The following is a 26,632-nucleotide window of genomic DNA, read 5'->3' as shown; positions in this document are numbered from 1 at the left end:
TTTACGACCCCATCCACCCTGAGATCTTCTTTTGCTGAACCATTTTCGGCTAGGGGGTGTCCGCTCATGCCAATTGGTAACATCGTGATTCTCGGATGTGGCGGATATATAGGTAGTCATCTGCTGGATCGACTTCTGAGAGAACCGGGCAACAAGATCTTCGGGTGGGATCTCGAACATCGGAAGATCGAGCATCACCTGGGTAATCCGGCGCTGAATTTCGAAGAGTCGAACATCGGCTCGACGTACGCCCGTCAGCGACTCGAGGAACAGGTCGCGTCCGCTGACGTGGTGATCAATCTCGCAGCGATCTGCAACCCCGCCGAATACAACACCGAGCCGCTTCGCGTCCTCGACGCCAACCTCTTCGACCTCCAGCCGGTCCTGCGGATGTGCGCCGAGCAGCGGAAGTGGCTGATCCACTTCTCGACCAGCGAGATCTATGGGCGGACGATCTCGAGCTACCTGCCCGACGAGTCCTTCGACGATCCGGATCTGTACGTCCTGAAGGAGGACGAGACTCCCCTCATCATGGGGCCGATCCGGAATCAACGGTGGACGTACGCGGCCGCCAAGCAGGTGGTGGAGCGGCTGGTCTACGCGTATCACCGGGAGCGCGGGATGCCGTTCACCGTCATCCGCCCGCTCAACTTCTTCGGGCCCAGGATGGACTACCTCCCCGGCCACGACGGTGACGGCGTGCCGCGGGTGTTGGCCTCCTTCATGGCGGCCCTGATCGACCGCAAGCCGCTGCAACTCGTCGACGGCGGCTGGGCGCGTCGCACGATCGTCTCCATCGACGACGCCATGGACGCTGTCATGGCCGTCCTGCAGCAGCCGGAACGCTCCCAGAACCAGTTCTTCAACGTGGGCAATCCGGACAACGAGGTGACGGTTCGCGAGCTGGCGGAACTCATGCGGACGGTGTACGCCGAGATCACCGACGACAAGACGTATCTCGAACATCCCATCCACGACGTCTCCGCGGCCGACTTCTACGGGGCGGGCTACGAGGACTGCGACCGTCGTATGCCCAGCATCGAGAAGGCCAAGGCGCTGCTCGGCTGGACCCCGCGCAAGAGCCTGCGTACGACGCTGCAGGAGACCATGCGGGCGTACCACGAGACCTACGTGGTCCAGGCCGCCGCGTCCGGGGCGCCGGCGGAGGCGACCGGTCCGGCGGTCAGTTCCGAGGAGGCACGGTGACTTCGCTCCCCTCCGACCAGGACACCAGCGGTCGGACGCTCGGCGCCGAGGAACTGGCGCTGCTTGGTGAGGTCATCGCGAGTGGCGTGCTCAACTCCACGCGCGGCACCCAGACCGCCCGTTTCGAGAAGGCCTTCGGCGAGCTGCTCGGCCATGGCCGCAGCGCGATCGCCTGCAACTCGGGAAGCGCCGCGGTACACACGGCGGTGGCGGCCCTCGATCTCGAACCGGGAGACGAGGTCATCGTCTCGCCGTTGACGGATGTCGGCGGGGTGGCGCCGGTGCTGTGGCAGGGATGCATCCCGGTCTTCGCCGACGTCGACCCGTACACCCTCAACATCACCGCCGACTCGGTGGCGGCGCGGATCACCCCGCAGACCAGAGCGGTGATCGTGACCCACCTCTTCGGGAATCCGGCCGATGTCTCCGGCATCCTCGCGGTGGCCCGGCAGCACAACCTGTACGTGCTGGAGGACTGCGCCCAGGCCTTCGGCGCCGAGACGGCGGGCCAGCCGGTGGGCACCCTCGGCGACCTCGCCTGCTTCAGCCTGCAGCAGACCAAGCACATCACCACCGGCGAGGGTGGTCTGGTGTGCGGTGCCGACGCGCAGCTCGTCGCCCGAGCCCACCAGTTCGTGAACAAGGCGCGCATCTACTCCGATCCGGAGCCCGAGCACCACTTCCTGGCGATGAACTACCGGATGACGGAGCTGCAGGGTGCCGTCGGGGTCGCGCAGCTCGAGAAGCTGCCCGAGGTGGTCCGGGCACGTCGGGAGAACGCCGCTCGCCTGGTCGCGGCCCTGGACGGGGTCGCCGGTGTCTCGGTGCCCGGCCCGCTGCCCGGGGCGCAGCACTCGTACTGGAAGATCCCGCTCCAGGTGGACCCAGCGGTGCTCGACGGAGGCGGCGCGGCGTTCGGCGCGGGACTCGCCGAGCGGGGTGTCGGATCGGCACCCGGCTACCAGCGGCCAGCCTGGACCTGGAGCGTGATCGCCCATCAGCGGACGTTCGGCACCAGCCGGTACCCGTTCACCCTGGCCCGACCGGAGGCTCTGGACTACTCGCCGGAGCGGTACCCGGGCACCCTGGCCGGTCGGGCCAGCGTGGTGGTGCTGCCCTGGAACGAGCGTTACACCAAGTCCGACGTCGATCAGATCGCCACGGCGATCGACGACGTCGCGGCCACCCTCCGGCGGCAGTGATGCCGGAGAACCGCGAGGTACCGATCGTCGACGTGGCCGCCGACCGCCACGACATCGAGATCTTCCAGGCCGGTGGGACGGTGCCCGCGAACTACCGGCGGGCCGAGCGCGAGGGGCTGGCGGCCCTGGACCGGACGCCGTTCGGCTTCGTGCTGCGGGGCACCGGCTTCGAAACCCTCGACGATCCGCAACGGGGTGCCTACATCCGCCGGCTCACCGGACTGTTCGGCCGGATCTCGGACAGCAACCGGTTCAGCGAGACCAGCAACGTGTTCGTCGACATGGTCGCGCCCACCGAACCGGGCAGCGCGGATCCGACCTTCTCGCTCGGCGAGTGTGAGGCCCACTCCGACGAGAGCTCGAAGCCGAGGCCCGAGGACGTCGTCCTGTTGTGGTGTGTGCGTCCGGCCGAGGAGGGTGGGGAGAGCCTGTTCTGGCCGGCGGACGAGCTGCGGCGGACGATCGGGGCCACCGCCGGCGGTGCCGCCCTGATCGAGGAACTCGGCCGCGACCAGTTCCTCTTCGGCGGCAAACTGCGCAATCCGCCGAGGGTGCTCCGGGCGCCGATCCTCTTCCCGGGCGACGGAATCCGGTTCCGGCTCGGCTCGCTGCAGGATGCCGGCGAGGTCTCCGGCAGGCCGCCGACGAAGGAACAGCGCGCGGCGATCGGAGCACTGTTCGACGCGGTCTCCGGCACCACCCCGTACCGCTACCGGCTGGAGGCCGGGGAAGCGCTCGTGCTGATGAACCGGAAGATGCTGCACGCGCGGACCGATTTCACGGACGACCGCCGGCTGCTGTTGCGGACCCGCTGCTTCAACGACGAGTTGTCGAACAGCCGTTACGACCATGCCGCGTGGCTCTCGTGACGGCTGTCATCTTCGACCTCGACGGTGTCCTGGTGGACAGCTTCGCGTTCTGGCTGGTGCTGATGAACGACTGCGCCAGGGCGTCCGGCCATCGGGAGATCGACGCCGACGCCCTGGCCCGCAGTTGGGGGCAGAGCGGGCGCGAGGACCAGGCGGAGTTCTTTCCCGACTGGACCGTTGAGCAGGTGACCCGGCACTACGACGCGCGGATGACGGCGTACGCCGGATCAATCGCCCCGCGTGCGGAGACGGTCGACCGGGCCCGCTCCATCCAACGCCAGGGGGGTCGGGTCGCGGTGGTGACCAACTCCTCGCGGGCGTTCACCGATCTCGCACTGCGGCGGTGCGCGCTGACGCCCGACGTCGTGGTCACCGTCGATGACGTCCAGCAACCCAAGCCGCACCCCGAAGGGTTGCTGCTGGCCTGCCGGCTGCTGGACACCCCGGTCCCCGCCGCGTTGTTCGTCGGCGACTCCGCGTGCGACGCCGAGGCGGCCCGGGCTGCCGGCGTGTCGTTCCAGCTGGTCGGCTCGCCGTTGCCCGAGGCTTGCCGATGAGCGAGGTGGACGACGCGGCCGACGGCCCGCTCCACTGGGATCTGACGGACCTGACCCTGGTGGGCGAGCACCGGATGGGACCGGACGACCTGCTGGACCGGGCCAGCGGGCACGCGGCGGAGTTGGTTGCCAGACCGGACCAGGACTGGACGGCTGACGCGACGCGGATAGCCCGGTTCATGGCCCACCGGGCGACGGTGGACGATCTGATCGGGCGGGCTCGCGCTCTGGTCGAGCTACCGCTGATGGTGGCCCCGGCGGATGCCGGTTCGCGGGCCCGATGCGCCGCCGTCCAGGACCGGGCGCGCGAGATCGAGTCCCGGTTGGCGTTCTTCGACCATGAGTGGTGCGGGCTGCCGGCGGACCGGGCCGAGTCGTTGTTGGCGGAGCCGGAGCTGGCCGGCTGCCGGGAACTGCTGCGGAGGCTGCGGGTCGAGGCGGGTGCCCGGCTCGGGGAGGAGGCCGAGCGGGTCCTGGCCGAAATGGCCTCGTCCGGGATCGACGCCATGCGCCAGCTGCACCACCAGCTCGTGTCCACGCTGCGCGTCGAGGTCGGCGAAGTGGAGCTACCGATCGACGCGGCGCAGAACGAGCTCGCGTCCGGCCTGAGGTCCCGGCGTCACGCCGCCGGCACGGCAATCTCCGCTGCCCTGTCCGACACCGCCGAGGTGCGGGCCACGGTGCTCACGGCGGTGGTACGGCACGCGGCGGCCAGTGACCGGTTGCGCCGGCGCGGACACTGGTTGAGCGCCCGGAACAGCGCCAACGACCTGCCGGACAGCGCCGTCGACGCCCTGGGCCGGGCGGTCGACGCGCGCTACGACGTGGCTCGGCGCTGGTACCGGCACAGGGCGCGGCTGATCGGCGTCGACCGGCTCACCGAGTACGACCGGTCGGCGCCGGTCGGTCCGTCCGCCGGGGAACCGCTGAGCTGGGCCAGCGGCCGGGACCTGGTGCTCGCCGCCTTCGGGGACCTCGATCCCCTCCTGGGGCGTACCGCCGCCGACTTCTTCGAGCAGGGCTGGATCGACGTGGGCGCCGAGGACGGCCGGCGGTCCGGCGGCCACTGCGCCTTCACCGTGCCGTCCGTGCACCCGTACGTGATGCTGAGCTGGCACGGCGGTGTCGAGGATCTGGTCACCCTGGCGCACGAACTCGGTCACGGGGTGCACGGCATGCTCGCCCGAGCGGCCGGAATCCATCACTACCAGGTGCCGGAACTCTTCGCCGAGACGATCGCCCTGTTGGCGGAAACCGTCGTCGTCCAGTACGCGGTGCGCAGCGGTGCGGCACCGGGCCAGTCGGGGGCGATCACCAACTGGCTGCTCGACCGGGCGGTCTCGACGATCTTCCGGCTACGGGCGCTCTGGCGGTTCGAGCAGCAGGTGCACGAGGTGGTGCGGGCGAACGGTCGACTCGACGCGGACCGCCTCGATCGGATGTGGTCGGGATGCCTTTCCGAGCTGTACGGAGACGCGGTCGACCTGCCCGGGACGTACCGGCACGGATGGGCGCTGATCCCGCACTTCGTCGATGCGCCCGGCTATCTGTACAGCTACGTCGGAGGGCAGTTGCTCGCGTTCTCGGCCGCCCGGCACCTCTCGGCGGCGGGGCACGCCGGTGATCTGATCGACGCGCTGCGGGCCGGCGGTTCGGCTCCGGTGCCCGAACTTTTACGCAAGCTCGGTGTGGGTGTCCATTCGCTACAGTGCTGGACGGATGGACTGGACGAATTGACCGATTGGCTGCGCCGGGTCGAGGACGGCAGCGCGCCGTCGGCGTTGACCGCGGGGGTTGATCGAGGATGAACGCGCGCCCACTGGTCGGGGTGGTGAGCCCGATGGGGCAGGCTCAGCGGGAGTACCTGCTCAGGTCGTTGGCGGGGGAGTTCGACGTCTGGGCGTTCGACGACCAGCGGCGGAACTGGGTGGATCGCTACGTGGTCGGTCAGTCGACCATCGATCCGTACGACGAGGAGCAGCTGATTCGGGCCGCCGGCGCGGCCGGGGTCGACGCGTTGATCAGCTGGGACGAGCTGAGCGCGTACCCCACCGCCCGGGCCGCCCGGGCGCTCGGCCTGCCGGGTCCCAGCCCGGAGGCGGTGAGAGTGTGCCGTGACAAGTATCTGACCCGGCGGGCGCTGTCCGAGTACGGCATGCCGATGCCGGCGTCGGTGCCGGTGTCCGGCATCGACCAGGCGCTGGCGGCAGCGTCGCAGACCGGGTATCCGGCGGTGCTCAAACCGCGGGCACTGGCCGGCAGCGTCGGTCCGATGCTGGTCCGCTCTCCCGACGAGTTGGTTCGCGTCTTTCCGGACGTGCTCGGCGCGCGGTTGCCTGGAGTCCGGGTCGACCTGGCCGAGCCGTTGGTCCTGGAGACCTACCTGGACGGTCCCGAGATCAGCGTGGACAGCGTGTGCTTCGACGGAGTCGTACATCCGTTGTTCGTCGCCCACAAGGAGCTGGGGCCTCCGCCTTTCTTCGAGGAGACCGGGCACTGGGTGGAGGCGGGGGACGCCCTGCTTCGCGACGAACAACTCTTGAGCCGGCTGCGCGACGTGCACGCCGGAGTGGGCTTCGATCAGGGGTGGACCCACACCGAGTGGCGGCTGACCCGGAACGGCCCAGAACTGGTAGAGATCAACTCGCGGCTGGGCGGTGACCTGATTCCCCAGTTGGGTGGGCTCGCCACCGGCCTGCGACCAGCGGTGATCGTGGCCGAGGTGGCACTCGGCCGGCGGCCCGACCTGACCTCGCGGAGCCTTGGCGCGGCCGCCGTCCGGTTCGTCTATCCGGACCAGCCGGGCGAATTCGAAGCCCTGGTGGTCGACGAGGAACGGTTGCCCCGCGAGGTGATGCGCCTCGACCCGTTGGCCGAGCCCGGGCAATGGTTGTTGCCGTCCGCGCAGGTCGGCGGCCGGGCCGCGTTGGTGGCCTGTGCGGGTGATCGCATCCCCGAGGTAGCACGGGCGATAGACGAATCCCTGTCCGCAATCACCCTCGTCCTGCGGAAGCCGGGAGGAGAACCATGCCTTTTGACACCTACGTCTGGAAGATCGCCAGTAGGTGCAATCTCAATTGCACCTACTGCTACGTCTACAACCTCGGCGACGAGTCCTGGCGGCAACAGCCTCGGCTGATGAGCGAGGAGGTCGCCCGGACCGCGGCGGTGCGGATCCGCGACCACGCCGTACAGCACGGCTTGGATCGCGTGGACATCAACTTCCACGGCGGCGAGCCGTTCCTCGGTGGCCGCCGACACCTGGAGCTGATCCACTCGGCCATCACCGAGAGCTTCGCCGGCAGCGGAGTCGCGGTCAGCACAGCGGCGCAGACGAACGCGTTGCTGTTCGAGCCGGCGATCGGCGACCTGCTGATCGAGCGCGGCATCGCCCTGTACGTCAGCCTCGACGGGCCTCCCGAGATCAACGATCGGTACCGCCTCGACCTGCGCGGGCAGCCGACCGGCGCGCGGGTCGCGGAGAAGCTCAAGGAGATCTCGGCGCCGCCGTACGACCGGATCTTCGCCGGCATCCTCTGCGTCGTGGACCCGACCTCCGACCCGCGTGCGGTGGTGGACTACCTGGCCACCTTCCGCCCGCCGATGGTCGACTTCCTGCTACCGCTGAACAACCACGACAACCCGCCCGTGCGTGGTGTCGACGAGTACGCCGACTGGCTACGTGCCTGCTACGACCACGTCATGTCGCTGGCCGAGCCGATGCGGGTACGCATCTTCGACGACATCATGCTGGCACTGCTGGGGCACGGCGCCGGCGACTCCGACCGCCAGTACCTGGTCATGGAGACCGACGGCACGCTGGAGTTGGACGACACGCTCAAGACGGCCTTCGACGGCGCGTCCAAACTGGGTTACGACATCGCCCGGGACGACCTCGACGTGGTGGCGGCCGACCAGCGGCTGTTGCCGCTACGGGCCGAGATCGCCCGACTCGGTCCCACCTGCCGTGCCTGCGCCCTGGTCAAGGTCTGTCGGGGCGGGCACGTCTCGCACCGGTACTCCGAGAGTCAGGGGCTCGACAATCCGAGCGTCTACTGCTCCGCGCTCCAGCGCCTGATCCTGCACATCCGATCCCGCCTGCTCGCCGAGGTCGCCGCCGCCGGCTCCCGGCCGGCCGGTCAGTCGGCCGGGTGACCACCTACTCTCCATCTCCACCTATCGCGACACTGGGAGGCCAGTTATGAGGCTGGGCATGGGTCTGGCGTTGATGAACCCCGGCAACCGCCCCGATCACGAGGTCTACCGGGACTCGCTGGCCCTGGCAGATCTGGCCGAGCCACTGGGCTTCCACTCGATCTGGACCGTGGAACACCACTTCACCGGCCACTCACCGGTGCCGAACCCGCTGCAGTTGCTGGCGTACGTCGCCGCCCGCACCACCCGGATCGAACTCGGTACGGCGATCCTCGTCCTACCCTGGCACGACCCGCTGCGGGTGGCGGAGGAGATCAGCGTCCTGGACATCCTCTCCGGCGGCCGGACGACCATCGGATTCGGTCGTGGCCGCAGTGAGATCGAGTACGCGGGGTTCGGGGTGGATCCACAGGAAGGACATGCCCGGCTGGCCGAGGGCATCGACTTCCTGCGACGCGCCCTCACCGAGGACCCGTTGCACTATGCCGGGAAGTTCTACCACTGCGCCGGGCTGTCCATCCGGCCCCGGCCGCTGCACCAGCCCGAGCGCGGCTTCCACGGTGCCGCGCACAGCTCCGCGTCGGCGACCCTGGTCGGTGCCGCCGGACTCCGTCTGATCTTCTCGCCGGAGACCGACGAGGAATTCACCGACGGGTTGCTGCGGGCGTACCGGGATGCCGCGGCGACCAACGGGCACCAGCCCGGACCGTCAAGCGCCCATCTCTACGTCTGCGTGGACACGGATCGGCGGCGGGCCTTCGATCGGGCCCGCCGGTACATGACGCCAATGGTCGAGTCACTCGCCCGCCACTACCGGGCCCGCCCCCACCAGATCCTGTCCCCGGCCGACCCGGATCCGGAGGAGACGACCGACGCCGTCTCGCAGTTCATGGCCAAGCATGTGGTCGGCACGCCGCAGGAGTGTGTCGACAAACTCGCCCGCCTGGGTGAGCGGTTCGACATCGGCCAGTTCATCGGTGAGTTCAGCTACGGCGGCATGCCGGTCGACGAGGCCAGGGAGAACCTGACCCTGTTCGCTGCCGAGGTGCTGCCGGCACTGACGGACGCGTGACCGGCGGCGCGGTGCGGCTGGAGCCGCCGCCATCGGCCGGCAGCGGGTGGCGCCGGCTGGCTCTGACCGACGACCGGCTGGAGATTGTCGGCGCGGTCAGTACCCGGCACGGTCCGGGGGGCCTGCAACCATGGCGGCTCCAGCACCGCGACCTCGACCTCTACCACCCGTCCCTGCTCGGGCCCGGGGCCTGCCCCGCCGGAGTGCGGCTGCGGCTGCGCTGCGACACCACCCGGCTCCGGCTCCGGCTCGCCGCCAGCGAGTCGGTTCCCGGCCCGCATCCCCGAGTGGTTCCACTCTGCGACCTGGCCGTCGACGGCGAGCTTCGGACGACCCGCGCCATGCCGCCGAGCGGCGAGATCGAGTTCGGCGGCCTCGACGGGACCACGGCGGGCCTCGAGGTGTGGCTGCCGACCGCCCCGGCCCTACGGATCATCTCGGTGGAGGTGGACCGGGGGGCGCGGGTCGATCCACTCCCGCCGGACCGACAGCCGGGCTGGGCCGTCTACGGCAGCAGTCTCACGCACGGAGTCGGGCTGAGCCCGGCCCGGACATGGACGGCGCTGGCCGCCAGAGCCGCCGGGCGACGGTCGTACTGTCTCGGCTACGACGGCGGCGCGCATCTCGACCCACAGGTGGCCGCCGCGATCGGGGAACTCCCGGTCGAGGTGATAACCCTGGAGATCGGCATCAACGTGCACCTGGCCGGCTCGTTCACCGGCCGGACGTTCGCGCCGGCGGTGCACGGCTTCCTCGACCGCATCCGGCTGCACCAGCCGGCGGCTCCGGTCGTTGTCGTACCCCCGCTCCTGAGCCCGGCCCACGAGGCGACCCAACCGGAACACGGACTGGCCCTGGCCGAGATCCGTGCCCAGTTGGCACAGGTCGTCGAACTGCGCCGCCGCCGAGGTGACGCGGCGCTGCACCAGGTGGCTACAACTGACCTGCTGGACGACCCGGCACTGTTTCCGGATGGTCTGCATCTGTCCGCAGCGGGGCACCGGGAACTGGCTCGCCGTTATCTGGAGTGCGAGTCTCGGCTGTTCGACCGGCCGGGCCCGACCCCGGCGTGAGCCGGAACCAGCCGGACGCCAGACCGGCGAGCAGCAGCAGGGCGGCCAGTCCGAGCCAGCCCGGGACACCGGCGGTCAGCACGATCCCGGTCAGGATGATCGGGCCGACCATCTCCTGAGTGGCCGTACCGAGCGAGAAGAGGGCCAGGTGGGAACTGCGGTGTTCCTCCGGCGCGCCGTCGTAGGCCAACTCCCACTCGCCGGTCGCGTGCCAGATCTCGCCGAGGGTCAGCAGCACGATGCCGGCCACCGCCAGGGCGACCGCCACCGGGGTCGGCACCTTGGTCACCACGGCCAGCAGCACACAGCAGGCGGCCAGTGCGGCTCCGGCGAGCCGTACCGAGAGGACTCCCCGGCCGGCGGTCATGTTGGTCAGCGGCACCTGCAGCAGGATGGCCAGCACGGTGTTCAGCACGATCAGCAGCGGCAGGGTCCACGTGGGCACCGCCGCTGAGGTCGCGAGCCAGACGGGTATGCCGACCGCCAGCAGGGTCATGTGGATGCTGAGGAAACCACAGATCCCTGCCAGTCCCATGTAGCGGACGTTCCGCGCCGCCCGGCGGATGCCGGCGGTGACCGAGGTCGACTTCGGCGCGGTGGCGCCGAAGGCACCGATCCGAAGCAACAACAGGGCGGCCACGACGAAGGTGAGCGCGTTGCCGAGGACCGCGGCCACCAGCGCGAACCGGCCCGGATCGATCAGCAGCGCCGCACCGATCCCGCCGCCGACCGCGAAGCCGAGGTTGCGGACCGTGCGGACCACCGCCATCGCCTGTACCCGCTGCTCGGGGCTGCTGAGCCCGGCGACCGCAGCCTGCGTGAGCGGGCCGGACGGGCCCTCCGCGAAGGCTGCGGCGGCCAGCACCAGGGTGAGGGCGAGCCAACCGTCGACGAAGGCCAGCGTGACGAAACAGCCGGCGCGCCACGTGTAGAGCCCGATCAGGGCGGTCCGGACACTCAACCGGTCGCCGAGCGCGCCGAGCGGGACACTGGCGAAGCGGACGATCCCGGCGATGGTGAAGCTGAGGCCGATCTGCTGCGGGCTCAGCTCGAGCACGCGGAGGAAGAGGATGACCGCGGTCGCCATGTAGAGGCCGGTGCCGACGGCGTCCAGGAGCGAGGCCAGGGTGAAGAGCCTGACCGCAGGCTGGGTCGGCAGACTGGCACGTAGCCGGGTCCCCAAGCTCATGTGCCCTCTACCTGGATCTGGATGCCCCGGGCCACCTCGTCGGCGAGGGCGGCGGCCGCCGCGCCGTCGGCGCCGCGGGCGATCACATAGCCGCAACGCTTGTTGGAGTCGGTGATGGGAGCGATGACATCGCCGACGTCGACCGTCATCGCGACGCGGAGCACGCCCGGCCGCTCGCGGGCCTGGTCGACCCCGGTGATGGCGCTGACCCGACCCGGCGAGGCGCCGAGGAAACGGACCGCCGCGCCCTGCTCCGCCGCGGGAGCCTCCGTCTTGCCGCCGGCGAGCACCTCCAGCAGCCGGGCGACGAGGCTGCCACCGTAGGCGAAGTCCAACAGCTGATCGATGTAGTCACCGGGAAGCCGGCCAGCGCACTCGACCAGATGCGGCACCCCGGCTTCGATGATCCACTCGGAATGCAACACCCCGGTACGGAACTGCGTCGCGCCGATCAGCTCCTCGACGCTCAGCCGTAGCCGATCGATGAGTTCGGCCGGCAGTGGTGCGGGCGCGACGTGGGCCATCTCCACGGGGAACCGGCCGTCCTGCACGGTCTTGGCGGTGACGTTGAAGAAACCGATCTGACCCTCGTGGACCAGGCACTCGACGCTGACCTCGGAGCCGGTCAGCCACCGTTCGACGAGGATCCGTCCGCCGGCCGCGTACCGGGCGCGGCGTTCCACCTCGTCCGCGCCGGCGGAGATCGCCCAGGCTTGCGCGGAGTCGGCGGACTCCGCAAGCCGCTGCACGCCGATGCTCGCCTGGAGAGTGGTGGGCTTCAACACGCACCGACCACCGTGCCGTTGACGGAACGCCGACAGATCCTCCGGGCCGTCCGCCAGGATCCAATCGGGTTGAGGAATTCCCGCCCCGGCGGCCACCGTCCGCAGCCGGGCCTTGTCCCGCAACACCGTGGCGGCGGCGAGCCCGGCACCGGGCAGACCCCATGCCTGCGCCAACGCGCTCGCCCCGACGACGCCGTACTCGGTGCTCGGGAGCACCGCGGACACCTGAGCCGGTCGCTCGATCGCCTCGACCAGCCGTTCGGGGGTGCCCTCCGCCTGGGTGGGCGCGGTGACGAACGAGGCCACGCACGGGTGACCCGCCAGGAGCGCGGGAACATCGCGGATGGCGCTGATTTCCGGTTCCTCGATGACCATTACCGAATTGGCGGGAAGCAGTCGATCGAGATCGGTGAGAAGCTGGCCGCTGAAGCCAACCATGACGTGTGTGACGTGCATGATCCACCCCCGTGTGAGATGTTGCGTCCCGCTACGCCGGTGCGCGTCGCAAGCACGCTACCCGAGTCCCGATAGTCCGTCATGCCACCTGTCCTTGACCGAACAGTTCGGGCGGCACCCTGATGAGGACAAATGTCCGGAGCCTCTGCGGGCCGTCGGAACGACTTCCGCCGCCCCCGGCTCGCGGGGCGGTGCGACTACTTGACGGTGATCCGATGGAAGCGGCGCTTGCCCAGTTGCAGGACGAAGGTGCCCGGTTGCAGAGTCTGCTGTTCGTCGGTCACGGTCGTACCGTCGATCCGGACCCCGTTGCCCTTGATCGAGCGACGCGCGTCATTCTGCGACGTGGCCCAACCCAGTTCGACGAGGATCTTCGGCAGGTACGCCTCCGTGGTGCTCGACTCCGGGATGTCCTCGGGCGCCTGGCGGTGTACGAATCGGCGGTCGAACTCCTGCTCGGCCTGCTGGGCGGCTTCCGGGCCGTGGAACATCTCGACCATGGAGCGGGCCAGGGTCCGCTTGAGCTTGACTCCGCCGAACTCCTCCAGCAGCCGGTTCTTCTCGGCCGTCGGCAGATCGAGGGCCAGCCGTACGTAGTCCGGCATCGCACTGTCCGGGATCGACATCGCCTTGCCGAAGATCTCCTGGGGCGGTTCGGAGACGCCGATGTAGTTGCCGTAGCTCTGGCTCATCTTGCGCGCGCCGTCGGTGCCGACCAGCAGTGGAGCGCACACGCAGGACTGCGGGTCCTGACCGGCGCGTTGTTGCAGGGACCGGGCCAGGACGAAGTTGAACTGCTGGTCGATCCCGCCCAGCTCGACATCCGCCTCGACCGCGACCGAGTCGTGGCCCTGCAACAGCGGGTAGAGGAATTCGATCAACGAGATCGGGCGGTGTTCCACGAACCGCTTGTGGAAATCGGCCCGTTCCAGCAGTTGCGCGACGGTGACGCTGGCGGCGAGTTCGAGCACGTCCGGCATCTGCATGGCGCCCAACCACTCCGAATTGCGCCGGATCTCCAGCCGTTCCGGGTCGAGGATTCGGAGCAACGCGTCCGTGCAGGCGGCGACGTAGGTCTCCACCTCGTCGGCGGAGAGCCGGCGACGGGTGGCCGACTTGCCGGACGGGTCGCCCACCTGGGCGGTGAAATCCCCGATCACCAAGACCGCCGTGTGGCCCAATTCCTGGAACCGGCGTAGCCGGCGCAGCGGGACCGACCAGCCCCAGGTGACCGAGACGGCGGTCGGGTCGACGCCGAACTTCACCCGCAGGGGCACGCCCCTGGCGAGCTTGCTCTCCAATCCACCCTCGGGAAGCTCGGTGAATCCGTCCGCCAGGAGATAGGCGGCCTGTGCCCGGACATCGTCACGGAGTTGTGGAGCTAGAGCCGGGGGTGAGTACCGCATCGCGCCCTCCAGGCGGAATCGACAGCGCCGACGCCATGGACGGTTCCGTGTCCGTGGGCCGTCGACATCCTAATGGATGTCTCGCGGCCCGGCCCGGGCGTTGACGGCCACCGGTGCTGGCGTCGGTCCGGCCGAAGCGGTGCGGTAAAGGTGGCCATGCCGTAAGCGGCGTCGGTGAATGTGATCGGCGCGGCGGTACTCGCACAGATCATGCCGACCCCTCCCCTGATCCCGGGCACTTGGGCCGTGGTGACTACGTTCCGTCCAGCCGGCTCAGCGGTTGCCCGTCTCCGGCGGCGGAATGCCACCGCGATCGGGAACAACCGCTGACCGTCAAGACCTGTCGCCAGCGGGGGACGTGACCTGATCCAGCAGGGCGGCGAGCCGCCTGGCCACCGCCGGGGCGTGCAGGTGCAGCCGGGCCACGTTGATGGTGTCCTCACCGACCACGGCGAGCAGCGCCTGCGAGCTGACCGCGTAGACGCTCAGGTAGCCGCTGGCGTTGCGGACGGTGGACTGCTGGAAGTCGCCCTGCCCCAGCCGGAGCCCGACCTGTCGGCCCAGCCCGTACGTGGTGGCGGCGAGCGCCGCCAGGTCGCTCGGGTCGACGTCGGTCTGCAGGTTGTGGGTGATGAGCAGACCGTCCACGCCGCCGAGGACGCAGCCGTGCACCCCCGGGATCTGTAGTCGCAGCTCCGACAGCTCGTGCCCGATCGCCGGGTACGGCAGCGACGCGCTCCCGGCGAGCGACGGGGGCAACGGTCGAGGCGGCGGGAGGGTTCCCGTGCCGCGTGCGGTACGGCGCGGCAGGGGAGTCTCGGTGTCGTCGATCCCGCTCACAGCTCCAGGCTCTCCTCGATGCTGCGCAGCTGGTGGCGTGCCATCGCCAGGTTGGCGCGGCTCTTGCTCACCATCAGGTAGAGGAAGAGCCCCTTGCCGGTGCGGCTGGTCACCGGGCGGATCAGGTGGTACTGGGTGCCGAGGGTGATGAGGATGTCCTCGATCTCGTCGTTCAGGTTGAGCATCTCGATGGTGCGCAGCTTGGCGCGGACGACATCGGTGTTGCCGGCGGCGGCGACGGTCAGGTCGATCTCCCCGGTTCCGCCTGCCACGCCGAGGGTCATCCCGCTGTTGTAGTCGACGAGTGCGGCGCCGATCGCGCCGTCGATGCTCATCGCGGTCTTCAGTGCCAGGTCGAGGTTCGGCACGGTGTTTCTCCCAGGACGTACGGGCGGCGTCGCCGTCTGCGGTGCAGAGGGTGATCCGGCGGTGACAAGTGGTGTGACCTCGTAAAAAGGGCTTGGACGAGGCTCGCACACCGGGGACCGCGGCGCACCTGCTGGCGCCCCCATCCACCTGACCGGACGGTGCCGGCCGGCCGGCAGTTCCCGCAAATGGAACGCTCCGACGGATGGCCGACAGCGCCATCGAACTCCATGATCCCGAGCGGAGCGAAGATCAGGCCCCGCCCTCCACGATGACCTCCGCCACGTTTGTCCGTCGGTGCCCCCCGGCACCGGCCCTCCTGGTGAAGACTGTCCCGCGTCGGGAAGGGCCCCTTCCTCCACCGGAAGTGATGACGAGGCGCCCTTCCCCGCCGCACGTCGGAGGGATGATCAGGTGCGCTGGCGCAGTTACGTGGCGGTCGGGGACAGCTTCACCGAGGGCATGGACGACGCGTACCCGGACGGCAGCTACCGGGGCTGGGCGGACCTGGTGGCCACCCGGCTGGCCGCCGAGACCGGCCCCGACTTCCGCTACGCGAACCTGGCCATCCGGGGCCGGCTCTTCCCCGGCGTGGTGGCCGAGCAGGTGCCGGCGGCGCTCGCCATGAAGCCCGACCTGATCAGCTTCGCCGCCGGCGGCAACGACGTGCTGCGCCGCACGTTCGACCCGGACGCCCTGGTGACCCGCTTCGACGACGTGGTGCGCAGGCTGCGCTCCGGCGGCGCCGACGTGGTCCTCTTCCGGTTCGCCGACGTGATGGCCCGGCTGCCCGGTCAGCGGCTCGTCGCGCCCCGGGTGCAGCTGCTCAACCGGGCCGTCGGCGAGACCGCCGAGCGCCACGGCGCGATCCTGGTCGACCTGTACGCCGACGACGCGTACCTGAACCCGATGCTCTGGAGCACCGACCGGCTGCACCTGTCGGAGGTCGGGCACCGTCGGGTCGCCGCGCAGGTGCTCACCGCGCTGGGCGTCGGCTGCGACGAGGATTGGCTGATGGTGCCGCCGCATCCGGCGCCCACGCCCTGGCTGGCCGCCCGCGCCGCCGACCTGCGCTGGGCGGGGCGGCACCTGGCGCCGTGGATCAAGCGCCGCCTCACCGGCCGCTCCTCCGGCGACACGGTCACCGCCAAGCGCCCGTCGCTCGACCCGATCGCCGACTGAGTCGTGCTCACCCTGCACGCCGCGCCGCTGCTGCGGACCGCGCCCGACGCCGCACCCGTCGCCGGGGCCGCCGTCGCGGTCCGGGCCGACCGGATCGTCGCGGTCGGCCCGCTGGCCGAGCTGACCGAGGCGTACGCCGAAGCCCGGATCCGCCGCTGGCCCGGCACGCTCGGGCCGGGGCTGCTGCACGACGGGCCGCTGCCGGTCGCCGACACTCCCCGCGAGCGGGTGCACGCGCTGCTGCGCGTCGGGGTGACCGCCGTGTTGGCCGGTCACCTGACCGATCCGGCGCTGCGGGCCGCCGTGGAGCGCAGCGACCTCCTGGTGCTGCCGGCCCCCGCACCGCCGACGCTGGCACCCGGCGGGCGCGCCGACCTGGCGGTCGTCGACGCCGACGGCGCCTGCCTGGTGACCGTGGTCGCCGGCCGGATCGCCCACCGCCGCGCCTGACCGTCGGGCGACGCCGCTTGCCGATGACCGGCCGCCGGCCCGCGATGCGGCGTACCTTGGGGATCATGTCTGTGCCGAGCGATCCCGATCCCCGACTCCAGTCGTACGCGGACCCGCAGCGGTTGGTCACCACCGAATGGTTGGCCGAGCATTTGGGCGACGAGGGCCTCGTCGTGGTCGAGTGCGACGAGGACGTGCTGCTCTACGACACCGGCCACATCCCGGGTGCCGTGAAGGTGGACTGGCACACCGAGCTGAACGACCAGGTCACCCGCGACTACCTCGACGCGAAGAGCTTCGCCGAGCTGTGCGCCGCCAAGGGCATCGGCCGGGGCGACACGGTCGTCTTCTACGGCGACAACTTCAACTGGTGGGCCGCGTACGCCCTGTGGGTGTTCACCCTCTTCGGCCACCCGGACGTGCGGCTGCTCGACGGCGGGCGGCAGAAGTGGGTCGCCGAGGGGCGCGAGCTGACCCGCGACAAGCCGGCCCGGCCGCACGCCGACTATCCGGTGCCGCAGCGCAACGACGCGCCGGTGCGGGCGTACCGCGAGCAGGTCATGGCGCACGTGGCGGCGGGCCGCCCGCTGGTCGACGTCCGGTCGCCGGGCGAGTACACCGGCGAGATGCTGCACATGCCGGACTACCCGCAGGAGGGCGCGCTGCGCGGCGGGCACATCCCGGGGGCGGTCAGCAAGCCGTGGAAGTCCGCCGCCAACGACGACGGCACGTTCAAGTCGGCGGACGAGCTGCGCGCGATCTACGCCGACCAGCTCGGGCTGAGCCCGGACGACGACATCGTGGCCTACTGCCGCATCGGCGAGCGGTCGAGCCACACCTGGTTCGTGCTGCGGCACCTGCTGGGCTACCCGCAGGTGCGCAACTACGACGGCTCGTGGACCGAGTGGGGCAACCTGGTCCGGGCCCCCGTCGTGAAGGGCGACCAGCCCGGCGGCCTGGCGGGCTGACGCGTCGGCCGGTCCCCGCGCGCCCGTCGCGGTCGCGCGGGGACCGACCCCGCTGTCGTACGACGGCAGGACCGTCGTCGACCTCCCGGCCCGGCGCTTGCCGGCCGCCCGCTCAACCGGCGGCGAGCGACACCGCCCCGAACAGGTTCCGTGTCACGCCCGTGATCTCGCGGGTCTCCGGCCGCCAGCGCAGCAGCCCGCCCGGGTTGTGGCGCAGCAGTACCGCGCCGTCGGAGTCCCAGCCGAGCACCTCGCAGCAGCCCTTCCAGCGGTCCCGGCCCAGGTCGAGCAGGTGAGTCACCACGCGCGTCCGGGCGTTCAGCAGCGCGACGCCCTCCAGCCCGCCCATCGTGTCCGTGGTGATCCAGCCGGCGCGAGCCACCCGGTCTCCGCGCTGCCAGCCACGCCCGTAGAACTCGTCGACCCGGTGACCGGGTGGCAGCGCGCGGAAGTCGACCGCGCCGTAGCTGCGGTGCGTCTCGTCGTCGCTCCACCGGACCGCCGTCAGGTCAGGCGGCGTGCCACCCAGTTCGAGCAGGACGTTCGGCGGGGCCGTCGGGTCGGGCGCGACGACGTTCCAGGGCGACACCGGCACTTTCCGGGCGGTTCCGGTGGCCCGGTCCAGCTCGTACGTGGTGTCGTCGTCGCCGACGAGCAGCCGGTCGCCGGACCAGAGGACGTGCTCCAGGTAGCCCTTGAGCGGGTGGCGGCGCACGGCGGCGGTGGTCAGGTCGACCACGATCACCTCGTCGGTCTGGGCGAAGGCGGCGGTCCGCCCGTCCGGGGAGAGGCTCCCGCTCTTCAGCGGTACCGCCTCGTTGCCCCCGGCGTCGCGGGTCGGGGCGGGGGTGACCACGTCGAGGTCGCGTACGACGCCGTCGTCGCCGAGCACCCGGATCCGGCCGGCGGCGCCGGTCTCGGGGTCGACCGGCTGGTGCAGCGCCAGCGCCTTGCGTACCGGGCGGGCCGAGAGCGTCGCGCCGACCGGGTCGCCGAGGCGGCCCAGCGGGTGCCCGGGATAGGCCAGGTCGGCCGGGGGCGTCTGCACGGGTACGGGGTGCGGGGTCGGGTTCCGGTGCGGTGTCGCGGTGGTGGCCGGTGGTGGCCGGTCGGCGGGGCGCAGGGCGAGTGCCGTACCGCCGGTGAGCAGGGCGACCGCGAGCGCGGTGGCGCCGGCGGCGCGGCGGGCGCGACGCACCCGGCGGGCCCGTTCCCAGCCGGTAGCCGCCGGATGCGCCGGCCGGACGTCCTCGGCGGCGACGGTGAGCAGCCGGTGCAGATCCTCTTCCCTCACGGGTTCACCTCCATGCCGGTGACCAGGTCGCCGGAGCGACCCTCGTCGCGCGCCAACTCGGGTGCCACCTCGCGGAGCCGGCGCAGCGCGGCGTGGCACTGGCTCTTGACGGTGCCGACGGTGACGCCGAGCGCCTCGGCGGTGGCGGCCTCGGTGAGGTCCTCGAAGTAGCGCAGCACGAGCACGGCCCGCTGCCGGGGCGGCAGGTGACCGAGCGCGTCGCGCAGCGCGAGCCGCAGCGTCCCGTCGCCCTCGGCCGTCGCCCGCTCCGGCGGGTACGCGCTCAGCCACTCCCGGCGGCGCCGTCGCCACCAGGAGACGGCGTCGCGGTAGAGGATGGTCCGCACGTACGCGGCCGGGTCGCCCTGCCGCACGACGGGCCAGCACAGGGCCAGCTTGAGCAGGGCCTCCTGGAGCAGGTCCTCGGCCTGGTGCCGGTTGCCGCAGACCAGGTAGGCCGCGCGCAGCAGCCGGTGCTGGTGGCACTCGACGAAGGTGACGTAGCCGTCGCGCCCGTCGTCGGTCGTCGGCGGTCCCATCCGCCCTCCCTCCGGCCGGCCGTCGTGTGTCACAAGTGAGACGCACCGGGCCCGCGAAAGGTTGGGCGGCCGTTCGCCCGAGTGCCGGACGGCGTCGGCGCGACCGACGACCACGCGCCGGGTGGACGGATCTCACCCTGATGGGCGGGGGCCGGTCAGGCGTCGGGTGCGTCGCGCAGGTAGCGCTGGACGGTCGGCGCGATCCAGGCCACCAGCTCAGCCGGGTCGGCGTCGACCACCGGGGGCAGCCGGAGCACGTACCGGGTCAGCGCCAGGCCGAGCATCTGGCTGGCGACCAGCCCCGCCCGCCGGGGGGCCTGCGCCGGTTCCGGCACGACCCGGACCACCGCCGTGGTGAGCTGGTCGGCGAAGATGCCCCGCATCCGCTCGGCCGCCGCCGGGTTGGTGGCGGCCGTACGCAGCAGCGCGGCCATCGTCCCGTCGGTCTCCCACCGGTCGACGAAGTGCCGGACCAGCAGCTCGCCGAGCCGTTCGGGTGGCGCGTCGGCCAGCTCGGGCAGCCGCAGGTCGAACTCGGCCGCCGCCGCGAAGAGCCCCTCCTTGCTGCCGTAGTAGCGCATCACCATCGACGGGTCGATCCGCGCGTCCGCCGCGATGGCCCGGATGGTCGCCCGGTCGTAGCCGTCGGCGGCGAAGCGTTCGCGGGCGGCGCGGAGGATCGCCGCCCGGGTGGCGTCGGAGCGGCGGGTACGGGTCGGCGCGGCGTCGGTCATGCCCACGACCGTATGCCAACACCTGTTGACAATCCATCGGCGGCCGGCCTAACGTTGCCAACAAGCGTTTGCCAACAGGCGTTGGCATGGACGGACGGAGGCCGACGATGCTGCCCACGAACACGGACGTCCTGGTGGTGGGTGCCGGCCCGACGGGGCTCACCGCCGCGCTGACCCTCGCCCGGGGCGGGGTCGACGTGACCGTGGTCGACCGGCTGGACCGGCCGCCGCAGACCTCCCGGGCGGCGGTGGTGCACGCGTACACCCTGGAGACGCTGGACCGGATCGGTGCCGGCGCCCCGCTGGTGGCGCGCGGGCTGCGGTCGCCGGGTTTCACCGTCCGCGACCGCGACCGGGCGCTGCTCACCGTGCCGTTCGACACGCTGCCCTCCCGGCACGCCTACGCGCTGATGGTGTCCCAGTCGGTCACCGAGGAGGTGCTCGCCGGGCAGCTCGCCGCGCTCGGCGTCCCGGTGCTGCGTCCGTACGCGTTGACCGGGCTGGCCCCCGACGCGGCCGGCGTGGTCGCCACGTTCGCAGGCGGCGCGACGGTCCGGGCCCGCTACCTGGTCGGCGCCGACGGGATGCACAGCACGGTGCGGGAGCGGGCCGGGATCGGCTTCTCCGGTGCGGCCGGCGGCGAGGAGTCGTTCGTCCTCGCCGACGTCCGGCTGGAGAGCGCGCTGCCCCGCGACCGGGTGTCCCTCTTCCTGGCCCGCTCCGGCCCGCTGGTCTGGGCGCCGCTGCCCGACGGGGTGGTGCGGCTGGTCGCGGCGGTTGCCGAGGCCCCCGCCGTCCCCGACCGGGCACACCTCCAGGCGCTGCTCGATGAGCGCGGGCCGAGCCGCCGGCCGGACCGGGTGACGGAGGTGCTCTGGGGCTCCCGGTTCCGGATCCACCACCGGATCGCCGACACCTTCCGCCGGGGGCCGGTGCTGCTCGCCGGCGACGCCGGGCACGTGCACAGCCCCGCTGGCGGCCAGGGGATGAACCTCGGCATCGTGGACGCGGTCGACCTCGGCGCCACGCTCGCCGACGTGCTGGCCGGCGCTTCGGACACGCTGCTCGACGCGTACGCGGCCCGGCGCCGCCCGATGGCCGAGGAGGTGGTGGCCCTCGCCGCCCGGCTGACCCGGCTCGCCACCCTGCCGCCGGCCGCCCGGCCGGCCCGGAACCTGCTGTTCCGGCTGCTCGGCGCCGTGCCGCCGGCCCGGCACCGGGTCGCGATGCGCCTCTCCGGCCTGCACCACCGCGACGGGGCGCGCGGCTAGGCTGCCGGTGCGGTGGCCGGCACCGTGCCGTGGGTGTGGATGATCCTCACTCCCCGGCCCGCGCCCCGGCAGGTCGACCCGGTGCCGCTGCGCGACCTGGCGGACCTGCCGACCGGGCCGCCGACGACCGCCGTGGTCCAGGTCGTCGGCAACCTGCTGGTCTTCGCCGCGCTGGGCTTCTTCGCCCCGGTACGCGTGGCCGCCCTGGCCGGCGTCGGCCGGCTTTTCCTGCTCGGGGCGGCCGGTTCCGTGCTGGTCGAGGCGCTCCAGTACGCGCTCGACCTCGGCCGGGTGTCCTCGGCCGACGACGTGCTGCTCAACGCGACGGGCGCCGCCCTGGCCGGGCTGCTGTCCCGGCGCTGGTGGGCGCGGCGGCCGGTGCCGGCGGGACCGGCCGCAGCAACCGCCACACCGCGAGTGTGACCAGCACGAAGACCCCGGCCAGCGCCGCCGCCACCGGCCCCACCCCGTACGCCGCGCCGCCCAGCCCGGCGAGCGTCGCCCCGACCGGCGCGGTGAGCAGGCCGACCAGCCGCTGGGCGGCGCCCACCCGACCGAGCAGGGCGGCCGGCACGTGGCGCTGCCCGTACGAGGCCCAGAGGCTGTTCCACACCGTCGTGCCGGCCGCGAACACGGCCAGCGCCAGCCCGCCGGGCACGGGGTGCCGGGCCAGCGCCAGCCCGGTCAGCGCGACGGCCTGGCCGGCGAGTACGAGGCGCAGCGCGGGCACCGTGCCGAGGTGGGCGGCCAGCCGGCCAGCCCCGAGTCCCCCGGCGAGCCCACCGAGGACGGCCCCGGCGGCGAAGAGGCCGTACCCGGCCGGCGGCACCCGCAGCACGTCGAGCGCGTAGAGCACCAGCACCGCCATCAGTCCGCTGATCGCCAGGTTGCATCCGGCTGTCGCCACGGTCAGCCGCCACAGCATCGCGTCGCCGCGTACCCACCGCATCCCCTCGACGGCCTCCCGCCACACCGCCCGCCCTCGCTCCGGGCCCCTCTCCGGGCCCCTCTGCGGGCGACGAGATCGCGAATCGGGGCGAAGGGGCTGCGTCTCGGGGCGACGGGGTCGCGTCTCCGGGCGGCGGGGGCGCGGCGGGGTCGGGCGCAGGGCGAGGGTCAGCAGGGCGGCGCAGAGGAACGTGAGCGCGTCGACGGCGAACGGCAGCGGCGCGGCGAGGGCGAACAGCACGCCGGCGGCCGGGGCGCCGAGGAAGCCACCCGCCACCGCCGACCCGGCCTGGAGGCGGCCGTTGGCGCGGGGCAGCGCGGCCGGCGGCACCACCGACGGCAGCAGCGCGAACGAGGCGGAGTCGAAGAGGGTGCCGAGCGCGGCGAGCAGGAACGCCACCGTCACCAGCGCGGCGCCGCCCGCCCCGTCGAGGGCGACCGCGACGGCGAGTCCGCCGACCACCGCCGCGCGCAGGCCGTCCACCACCGCCATCGTCCGACGGCGGTCCCAGCGGTCCGCGTACACGCCGCCGAGCAGGCCGAACAGCAGCGGCGGGAGTTGCCCGGCCACGGTCACCGCCGCGATCACCCGGGGATCGCGGGTCAGCGTCGCGGCCAGCAGCGCCAGTGCCGGCGTACGCAGGGCGTCGCCCAGGCGCGAGGACACGGCGGCGGACCAGAGCAGTCGGTAGTCGCGGCCGAGCGGGGGTGCGGTCATGCGGCGACCCTCGGGGCTCGACCCGGTCGAGGGTCAAGGGCCACGGCGCCGTAGGGGCGAGGCCCCGGCCGCCCCGCCGCTCCTCCTGCGCGCGCAGGACCGCATGCCCGCCCTGGGGCCCCGGACCTGGCATCACGGGCGGCGGACGTGAGCCAACCGACGGGTAACGGAGGCTCCACGCCGGGCCGGTCGAGGTCTACGCTTGCCCGGTGACGGTGGAGCAGCAGGCACGGGGCAGGGCGAACGGTGCCGCGGGGTCCGGCCGGCGCCGGTCCCGCAGGGACGAGATCCTGGAGATCGCGGTCGGCCTCTTCGCCTCCCGGGGCTACCACGGCGTCTCGATGGACGACATCGGCGCGGCCGCCGGCGTCACCGGCCCGGCGCTCTACCACCACTTCGCCGGCAAGGAAGCCATGCTGGTCGCCGCGCTGATCCCGGTCAGCGAGGAGCTGCTGGCCGGGGGCCAGCAGCGGTCCGCCGGCCACCCCGACGACCCGCGCGGCGCGCTGGAGTCGCTGATCGACTTCCATGTCGACTTCGCGCTGGCCAACCCGGCGGTGATCGCCCTGCACCTGCACGAGCTGGACCGCCTCCCCGACGAGCCGCGCCGCCGGATCCGCCGGCTCCAGCGGCTCTACGTCGAGCAGTGGGTGACGGTGCTGACCGCGCTGCACCCGGGCATGCCCGACGGCGAGGCACGGGTGCTGGCCCACGCCGCGTTCGGCCTGATGAACTCGACGCCGTTCCTGGGCGGCGAGGTGGACCGGCGCCGCCGTGCCGAGCTGCTCCGCGCCGCCACCCTGGCCGCCCTCCTGGCCCATCCCGGCTCCTGACCCCGGGCCAACTCGTCAGTAACCTTCCGGCCATGGTTCCCTAGCACCGTCCCGACCCCTGGACGCTGGGAGGAAACATGATCGAGTCGCTGCTGGTCGCCAACCGGGGCGAGATCGCCCGCCGGATCATCCGGACCGCCAGGCGGCTCGGCATCCGCGCGATCGCGGTGCACTCGGAGGCCGACGCCGACCTGCCGTTCGTGACGGAGGCCGACGAGGCGGTGTGCGTGGGACCGGCCAACCCGGCCCAGAGCTACCGCAACGTCGAGGCCATCCTCGCCGCCGCCAAGTCGACCGGTGCGCAGGCCATCCACCCCGGCTACGGCTTCCTGTCGGAGAACGCGGACTTCGCCCGTACCGTCGAGGCGAGCGGTCTCGTCTGGATCGGGCCCGGCGCGGACGCGATCACCGCGATGGGCGACAAGATCAACGCCCGGAACCTGATGGCGGCGGCCGGCGTGCCGGTCGCGCCCGGCACCACCGACCCGGCGGCCGACCTCGACGCGGCGGTCGCGGCGGCGGCGGAGATCGGCTACCCGGTGATGGTCAAGGCCGCGGCCGGTGGCGGCGGCATGGGCATGGGCGTGGCGACCGACGAGGCCGCGTTGCGCACCGAGTACGACAAGGTGCGCTCCTTCGCCGAGCGCATGTTCGGCGACGGCTCGGTGCTGATCGAGCGGTACTTCCCCCGGGTGCGCCACGTCGAGGTGCAGATCCTGGGCCTGGCCGACGGCCGGGTGGTGGCCCTCGGCGAGCGGGAGTGCTCGGTGCAGCGGCGCAACCAGAAGCTGGTCGAGGAGTCGCCGTCGCCGGCGGTCTCCCCGGAGCTGCGCGAGCGCATCCTGGCCGCCGCCGTGCGCGCCGGCGAGGCGGTGGAATACCGCAACGCGGGCACGGTCGAGTGCCTGCTCGATCCCGCGACGCAGGAGTTCTTCTTCCTGGAGATGAACACGCGTCTCCAGGTGGAGCACCCCGTCACCGAACTGGTCTACGGCGTCGATCTGGTCGAGGAGCAGCTGCGGGTGGCCGCCGGCCTGGCGCCGACCTTCGACCCGGACGCGCTCGCCCCGCGCGGGCACGCCATCGAGCTGCGGATCAACGCCGAGGACCCGAAGCGCTTCCTGCCCGGCCCCGGCGTGATCAAGACCTGGGTGGAGCCGACCGGCGAGGGCGTACGGGTGGACTCGGGCTACGTCGAGGGCAACACGGTCACCCCGTTCTACGACAGCCTGATGGCCAAGCTGATCGTCGACGGCGCGACCCGGGCCGAGGCGATCGAGCGGGCGCGGGCGGCGGTGGCCGCCTTCGACCTGGCCGGCCCCAAGAACAACCTCCCCTTCTTCGCCGAGCTGCTGGAGAACGAGGAGTTCCTCTCCGGCGACTACGACACGGGCATCGTCTCCCGCATGCGCTGACCCACCCCGGCCCCGGTTTCGCCGCGTCGATCATGAGGTTGGCCGTGCGATTCGTCGCTGTTGTCGCGGTCAACCTCATGATCGACGCGGCTGGGTGCGGAACGGGCGGGGTGGGTGGGAGGCTGGAGGGACCCAGCACAAGCACTGCGTCACAGTGAGGTGACCCCTTATGGCGGAAATGCCGAACTCCGTGTCGATCCGGGAGGTCGGGCCGCGCGACGGGCTCCAGAACGAGGAGCCGATCCCGACCGAGGCCAAGGTGCGGCTGCTCGACGCCCTCTCCGGCACGGGGGTGAAGCGGATCGAGGCCGTCTCCTTCGTGCACCCGAAGGCGATCCCGCAGATGGCCGACGCCGACGAGGTGTGGCAGCGGGCCGCGAAGGCCGACGGCGTGCGCTACTCGGCGCTGGTGCCGAACACCCGGGGAGCGCAGCGGGCGCTGGCCGCCGGGTTCACCGAGATCGAGGTCGTGGTCTCGGCCAGCGACACGCACAACCGGCGCAACGTCAACCGCTCCACCGAGGAGTCGCTGGACGACATCGCCGAGCTGATCGACCTGCTGCACGGCGCCGGCGCGCAGGCCGAGGTGATCGTCGCGACCAGCTTCGGCTGCCCGTACGAGGGGGACACCGATCCGGCCCGGGTGGCCACCATCGTGGACCGGGTGGTCCGCGACGGCGCCGACCGGGTGGCCTTCGGCGACACCACCGGCATGGGTACGCCCCGGCGGGTGCGCGAGCTGCTGACGGCGGTACGCGACCGCAACGCGCACATTCCCGTGCTGCTGCACTTCCACAACACCCGGGGCACCGCGCTGGCCAACATGCTGACCGCCCTGGAGCTGGGGGTGACCGAGTTCGACGCCAGCGTCGGCGGTCTCGGCGGCTGCCCGTACGCGCCCGGAGCCAGCGGGAACCTGGCCACCGAGGAGGCGGTGCACATGCTGCACGACATGGGCGTCGACACCGGCATCGACCTGGACGCCCTGATCGAGGTGGCCGAGCTGGCCGAGGAACTGGTCGGCAGGCAGCTTCCGTCCGGGGTGCTCCGCGCGGGCCCGCGTACCCGGCTGACGCCGCTGCCGGGCTGACCACACGCAGACGC

General features: G+C 72.0%; 25 protein-coding genes and 1 pseudogene. 17 read left to right on the top strand and 9 right to left on the bottom strand.

Annotation, left to right across the window (positions count from 1 at the left end; genetic code table 11):
• Nucleotides 1–66: 66 nt before the first annotated feature.
• Genes ACTMS2_RS02635 through ACTMS2_RS02595 form a run of 9 tightly spaced genes read left to right on the top strand, consistent with a single transcriptional unit; the run spans nucleotide 67 to nucleotide 10,134 of the window.
• Nucleotides 67–1,206: an NAD-dependent epimerase/dehydratase family protein gene (locus ACTMS2_RS02635; protein ID WP_441173882.1), complete on the top strand. Its 1,140-nt coding sequence runs from the start codon at nucleotides 67–69 to the stop codon at nucleotides 1,204–1,206.
• On the top strand, nucleotides 1,203–2,408 hold the full coding sequence (locus ACTMS2_RS02630) for a DegT/DnrJ/EryC1/StrS family aminotransferase (protein WP_441173881.1): 1,206 nt from the start codon (nucleotides 1,203–1,205) through the stop codon (nucleotides 2,406–2,408). The genes ACTMS2_RS02635 and ACTMS2_RS02630 overlap by 4 nt, the downstream gene beginning before the upstream one ends.
• Nucleotides 2,408–3,277, top strand: coding sequence for a TauD/TfdA family dioxygenase (locus ACTMS2_RS02625; protein ID WP_441173880.1), 870 nt, complete (start codon nucleotides 2,408–2,410; stop codon nucleotides 3,275–3,277). Before ACTMS2_RS02630 ends, ACTMS2_RS02625 begins: the two co-directional genes overlap by 1 nt.
• Nucleotides 3,274–3,834 carry an HAD family hydrolase gene (locus tag ACTMS2_RS02620; RefSeq protein ID WP_441173879.1) on the top strand — a complete coding sequence of 187 codons (561 nt, stop codon included), beginning with the start codon at nucleotides 3,274–3,276 and terminating at the stop codon, nucleotides 3,832–3,834. The genes ACTMS2_RS02625 and ACTMS2_RS02620 overlap by 4 nt, the downstream gene beginning before the upstream one ends.
• A complete protein-coding gene (locus ACTMS2_RS02615; RefSeq protein WP_441173878.1) occupies nucleotides 3,831–5,642 on the top strand; it encodes a M3 family metallopeptidase in 1,812 nt (603 codons plus the stop codon). Before ACTMS2_RS02620 ends, ACTMS2_RS02615 begins: the two co-directional genes overlap by 4 nt.
• Entirely contained in the window at nucleotides 5,639–6,973 is a 1,335-nt protein-coding gene (locus tag ACTMS2_RS02610; protein WP_441173877.1) for an ATP-grasp domain-containing protein, read from the top strand. Before ACTMS2_RS02615 ends, ACTMS2_RS02610 begins: the two co-directional genes overlap by 4 nt.
• Entirely contained in the window at nucleotides 6,862–7,989 is a 1,128-nt protein-coding gene (locus ACTMS2_RS02605; protein WP_441173875.1) for a radical SAM protein, read from the top strand. The genes ACTMS2_RS02610 and ACTMS2_RS02605 overlap by 112 nt, the downstream gene beginning before the upstream one ends.
• 58 nt (nucleotides 7,990–8,047) lie before the next feature.
• The gene (locus ACTMS2_RS02600; protein WP_441173874.1) at nucleotides 8,048–9,061 is read left to right on the top strand and encodes an LLM class flavin-dependent oxidoreductase; all 1,014 of its coding nucleotides are present in this window, start codon (nucleotides 8,048–8,050) and stop codon (nucleotides 9,059–9,061) included.
• Nucleotides 9,058–10,134: a GDSL-type esterase/lipase family protein gene (locus ACTMS2_RS02595; RefSeq protein WP_441173873.1), complete on the top strand. Its 1,077-nt coding sequence runs from the start codon at nucleotides 9,058–9,060 to the stop codon at nucleotides 10,132–10,134. Before ACTMS2_RS02600 ends, ACTMS2_RS02595 begins: the two co-directional genes overlap by 4 nt.
• A 166-nt stretch (nucleotides 10,135–10,300) precedes the next feature.
• Here the strand turns inward: ACTMS2_RS02595 and ACTMS2_RS02590 are convergent.
• The 5 genes and pseudogenes from ACTMS2_RS02590 to ACTMS2_RS02570 form a co-directional block, all read right to left on the bottom strand.
• Nucleotides 10,301–11,323, bottom strand: a pseudogene (locus ACTMS2_RS02590) (MFS transporter); the annotation flags it as partial.
• Nucleotides 11,320–12,483: an ATP-grasp domain-containing protein gene (locus tag ACTMS2_RS02585; RefSeq protein WP_441173872.1), complete on the bottom strand. Its 1,164-nt coding sequence runs from the start codon at nucleotides 12,481–12,483 to the stop codon at nucleotides 11,320–11,322. The pseudogene ACTMS2_RS02590 and the gene ACTMS2_RS02585, both read right to left, overlap by 4 nt.
• A gap of 278 nt (nucleotides 12,484–12,761) precedes the next feature.
• Nucleotides 12,762–13,865, bottom strand: coding sequence for a tyrosine--tRNA ligase (tyrS, locus tag ACTMS2_RS02580; protein WP_441173870.1), 1,104 nt, complete (start codon nucleotides 13,863–13,865; stop codon nucleotides 12,762–12,764).
• A gap of 438 nt (nucleotides 13,866–14,303) precedes the next feature.
• Nucleotides 14,304–14,810 (bottom strand): roadblock/LC7 domain-containing protein, encoded by a 507-nt coding sequence (locus ACTMS2_RS02575; RefSeq protein ID WP_441173869.1) that lies wholly within the window; start codon nucleotides 14,808–14,810, stop codon nucleotides 14,304–14,306.
• Nucleotides 14,807–15,178: a hypothetical protein gene (locus ACTMS2_RS02570; RefSeq protein ID WP_132235405.1), complete on the bottom strand. Its 372-nt coding sequence runs from the start codon at nucleotides 15,176–15,178 to the stop codon at nucleotides 14,807–14,809. The genes ACTMS2_RS02575 and ACTMS2_RS02570 overlap by 4 nt, the downstream gene beginning before the upstream one ends.
• Nucleotides 15,179–15,590: 412 nt before the next feature.
• Between ACTMS2_RS02570 and ACTMS2_RS02565 the strand changes: the two genes are divergently transcribed.
• The 3 genes from ACTMS2_RS02565 (at nucleotide 15,591) to ACTMS2_RS02555 (ending at nucleotide 17,776) form a co-directional block, all read left to right on the top strand.
• Nucleotides 15,591–16,358 carry an SGNH/GDSL hydrolase family protein gene (locus tag ACTMS2_RS02565; RefSeq protein ID WP_441173868.1) on the top strand — a complete coding sequence of 256 codons (768 nt, stop codon included), beginning with the start codon at nucleotides 15,591–15,593 and terminating at the stop codon, nucleotides 16,356–16,358.
• Between the two features lie 3 nt (nucleotides 16,359–16,361).
• The gene (locus ACTMS2_RS02560) at nucleotides 16,362–16,808 is read left to right on the top strand and encodes an imidazolonepropionase-like domain-containing protein (RefSeq protein WP_441173867.1); all 447 of its coding nucleotides are present in this window, start codon (nucleotides 16,362–16,364) and stop codon (nucleotides 16,806–16,808) included.
• 65 nt (nucleotides 16,809–16,873) lie between these two features.
• Nucleotides 16,874–17,776 carry a sulfurtransferase gene (locus ACTMS2_RS02555; protein ID WP_441173866.1) on the top strand — a complete coding sequence of 301 codons (903 nt, stop codon included), beginning with the start codon at nucleotides 16,874–16,876 and terminating at the stop codon, nucleotides 17,774–17,776.
• Between the two features lie 112 nt (nucleotides 17,777–17,888).
• Here ACTMS2_RS02555 and ACTMS2_RS02550 read toward each other — a convergent pair whose 3' ends face one another.
• The 3 genes from ACTMS2_RS02550 to ACTMS2_RS02540 form a co-directional block, all read right to left on the bottom strand.
• Nucleotides 17,889–19,070 carry a hypothetical protein gene (locus tag ACTMS2_RS02550; RefSeq protein WP_441173865.1) on the bottom strand — a complete coding sequence of 394 codons (1,182 nt, stop codon included), beginning with the start codon at nucleotides 19,068–19,070 and terminating at the stop codon, nucleotides 17,889–17,891.
• Complete coding sequence (locus tag ACTMS2_RS02545) at nucleotides 19,067–19,609, bottom strand: SigE family RNA polymerase sigma factor (protein WP_441173864.1); 543 nt, start codon at nucleotides 19,607–19,609, stop codon at nucleotides 19,067–19,069. Before ACTMS2_RS02545 ends, ACTMS2_RS02550 begins: the two co-directional genes overlap by 4 nt.
• A gap of 155 nt (nucleotides 19,610–19,764) precedes the next feature.
• Complete coding sequence (locus tag ACTMS2_RS02540) at nucleotides 19,765–20,343, bottom strand: TetR/AcrR family transcriptional regulator (protein ID WP_441173863.1); 579 nt, start codon at nucleotides 20,341–20,343, stop codon at nucleotides 19,765–19,767.
• Nucleotides 20,344–20,450: 107 nt separating this feature from the next.
• Between ACTMS2_RS02540 and ACTMS2_RS02535 the strand changes: the two genes are divergently transcribed.
• Nucleotides 20,451–21,614: an FAD-dependent oxidoreductase gene (locus tag ACTMS2_RS02535; protein ID WP_441173862.1), complete on the top strand. Its 1,164-nt coding sequence runs from the start codon at nucleotides 20,451–20,453 to the stop codon at nucleotides 21,612–21,614.
• A gap of 12 nt (nucleotides 21,615–21,626) precedes the next feature.
• Nucleotides 21,627–22,037 carry a VanZ family protein gene (locus ACTMS2_RS02530; RefSeq protein ID WP_441173861.1) on the top strand — a complete coding sequence of 137 codons (411 nt, stop codon included), beginning with the start codon at nucleotides 21,627–21,629 and terminating at the stop codon, nucleotides 22,035–22,037.
• On the opposite strand, the gene ACTMS2_RS02525 is transcribed toward ACTMS2_RS02530, so the two are convergent.
• Entirely contained in the window at nucleotides 21,931–23,280 is a 1,350-nt protein-coding gene (locus ACTMS2_RS02525) for an MFS transporter (RefSeq protein ID WP_441173859.1), read from the bottom strand. The two genes, ACTMS2_RS02530 and ACTMS2_RS02525, sit on opposite strands and share 107 nt — an antisense overlap.
• Nucleotides 23,281–23,489: 209 nt before the next feature.
• Between ACTMS2_RS02525 and ACTMS2_RS02520 the strand changes: the two genes are divergently transcribed.
• From ACTMS2_RS02520 to ACTMS2_RS02510, 3 genes are all read left to right on the top strand, one after another.
• Nucleotides 23,490–24,113, top strand: coding sequence for a TetR/AcrR family transcriptional regulator (locus ACTMS2_RS02520; RefSeq protein WP_089002753.1), 624 nt, complete (start codon nucleotides 23,490–23,492; stop codon nucleotides 24,111–24,113).
• Nucleotides 24,114–24,190: 77 nt separating this feature from the next.
• Nucleotides 24,191–25,528, top strand: a complete 1,338-nt coding sequence (locus ACTMS2_RS02515) for an acetyl-CoA carboxylase biotin carboxylase subunit (RefSeq protein WP_441173857.1) — start codon at nucleotides 24,191–24,193, stop codon at nucleotides 25,526–25,528.
• 169 nt (nucleotides 25,529–25,697) lie between these two features.
• The gene (locus tag ACTMS2_RS02510; RefSeq protein ID WP_441173856.1) at nucleotides 25,698–26,618 is read left to right on the top strand and encodes a hydroxymethylglutaryl-CoA lyase; all 921 of its coding nucleotides are present in this window, start codon (nucleotides 25,698–25,700) and stop codon (nucleotides 26,616–26,618) included.
• Nucleotides 26,619–26,632: the final 14 nt, after the last annotated feature.

The organism is Micromonospora sp. SD12, assembly GCF_052068495.1.
Taxonomy (GTDB): domain Bacteria; phylum Actinomycetota; class Actinomycetes; order Mycobacteriales; family Micromonosporaceae; genus Micromonospora; species Micromonospora echinofusca.
Note: the sequence above shows the minus strand (reverse complement) of the source record. Positions and strands in the feature narration are given on the sequence as shown.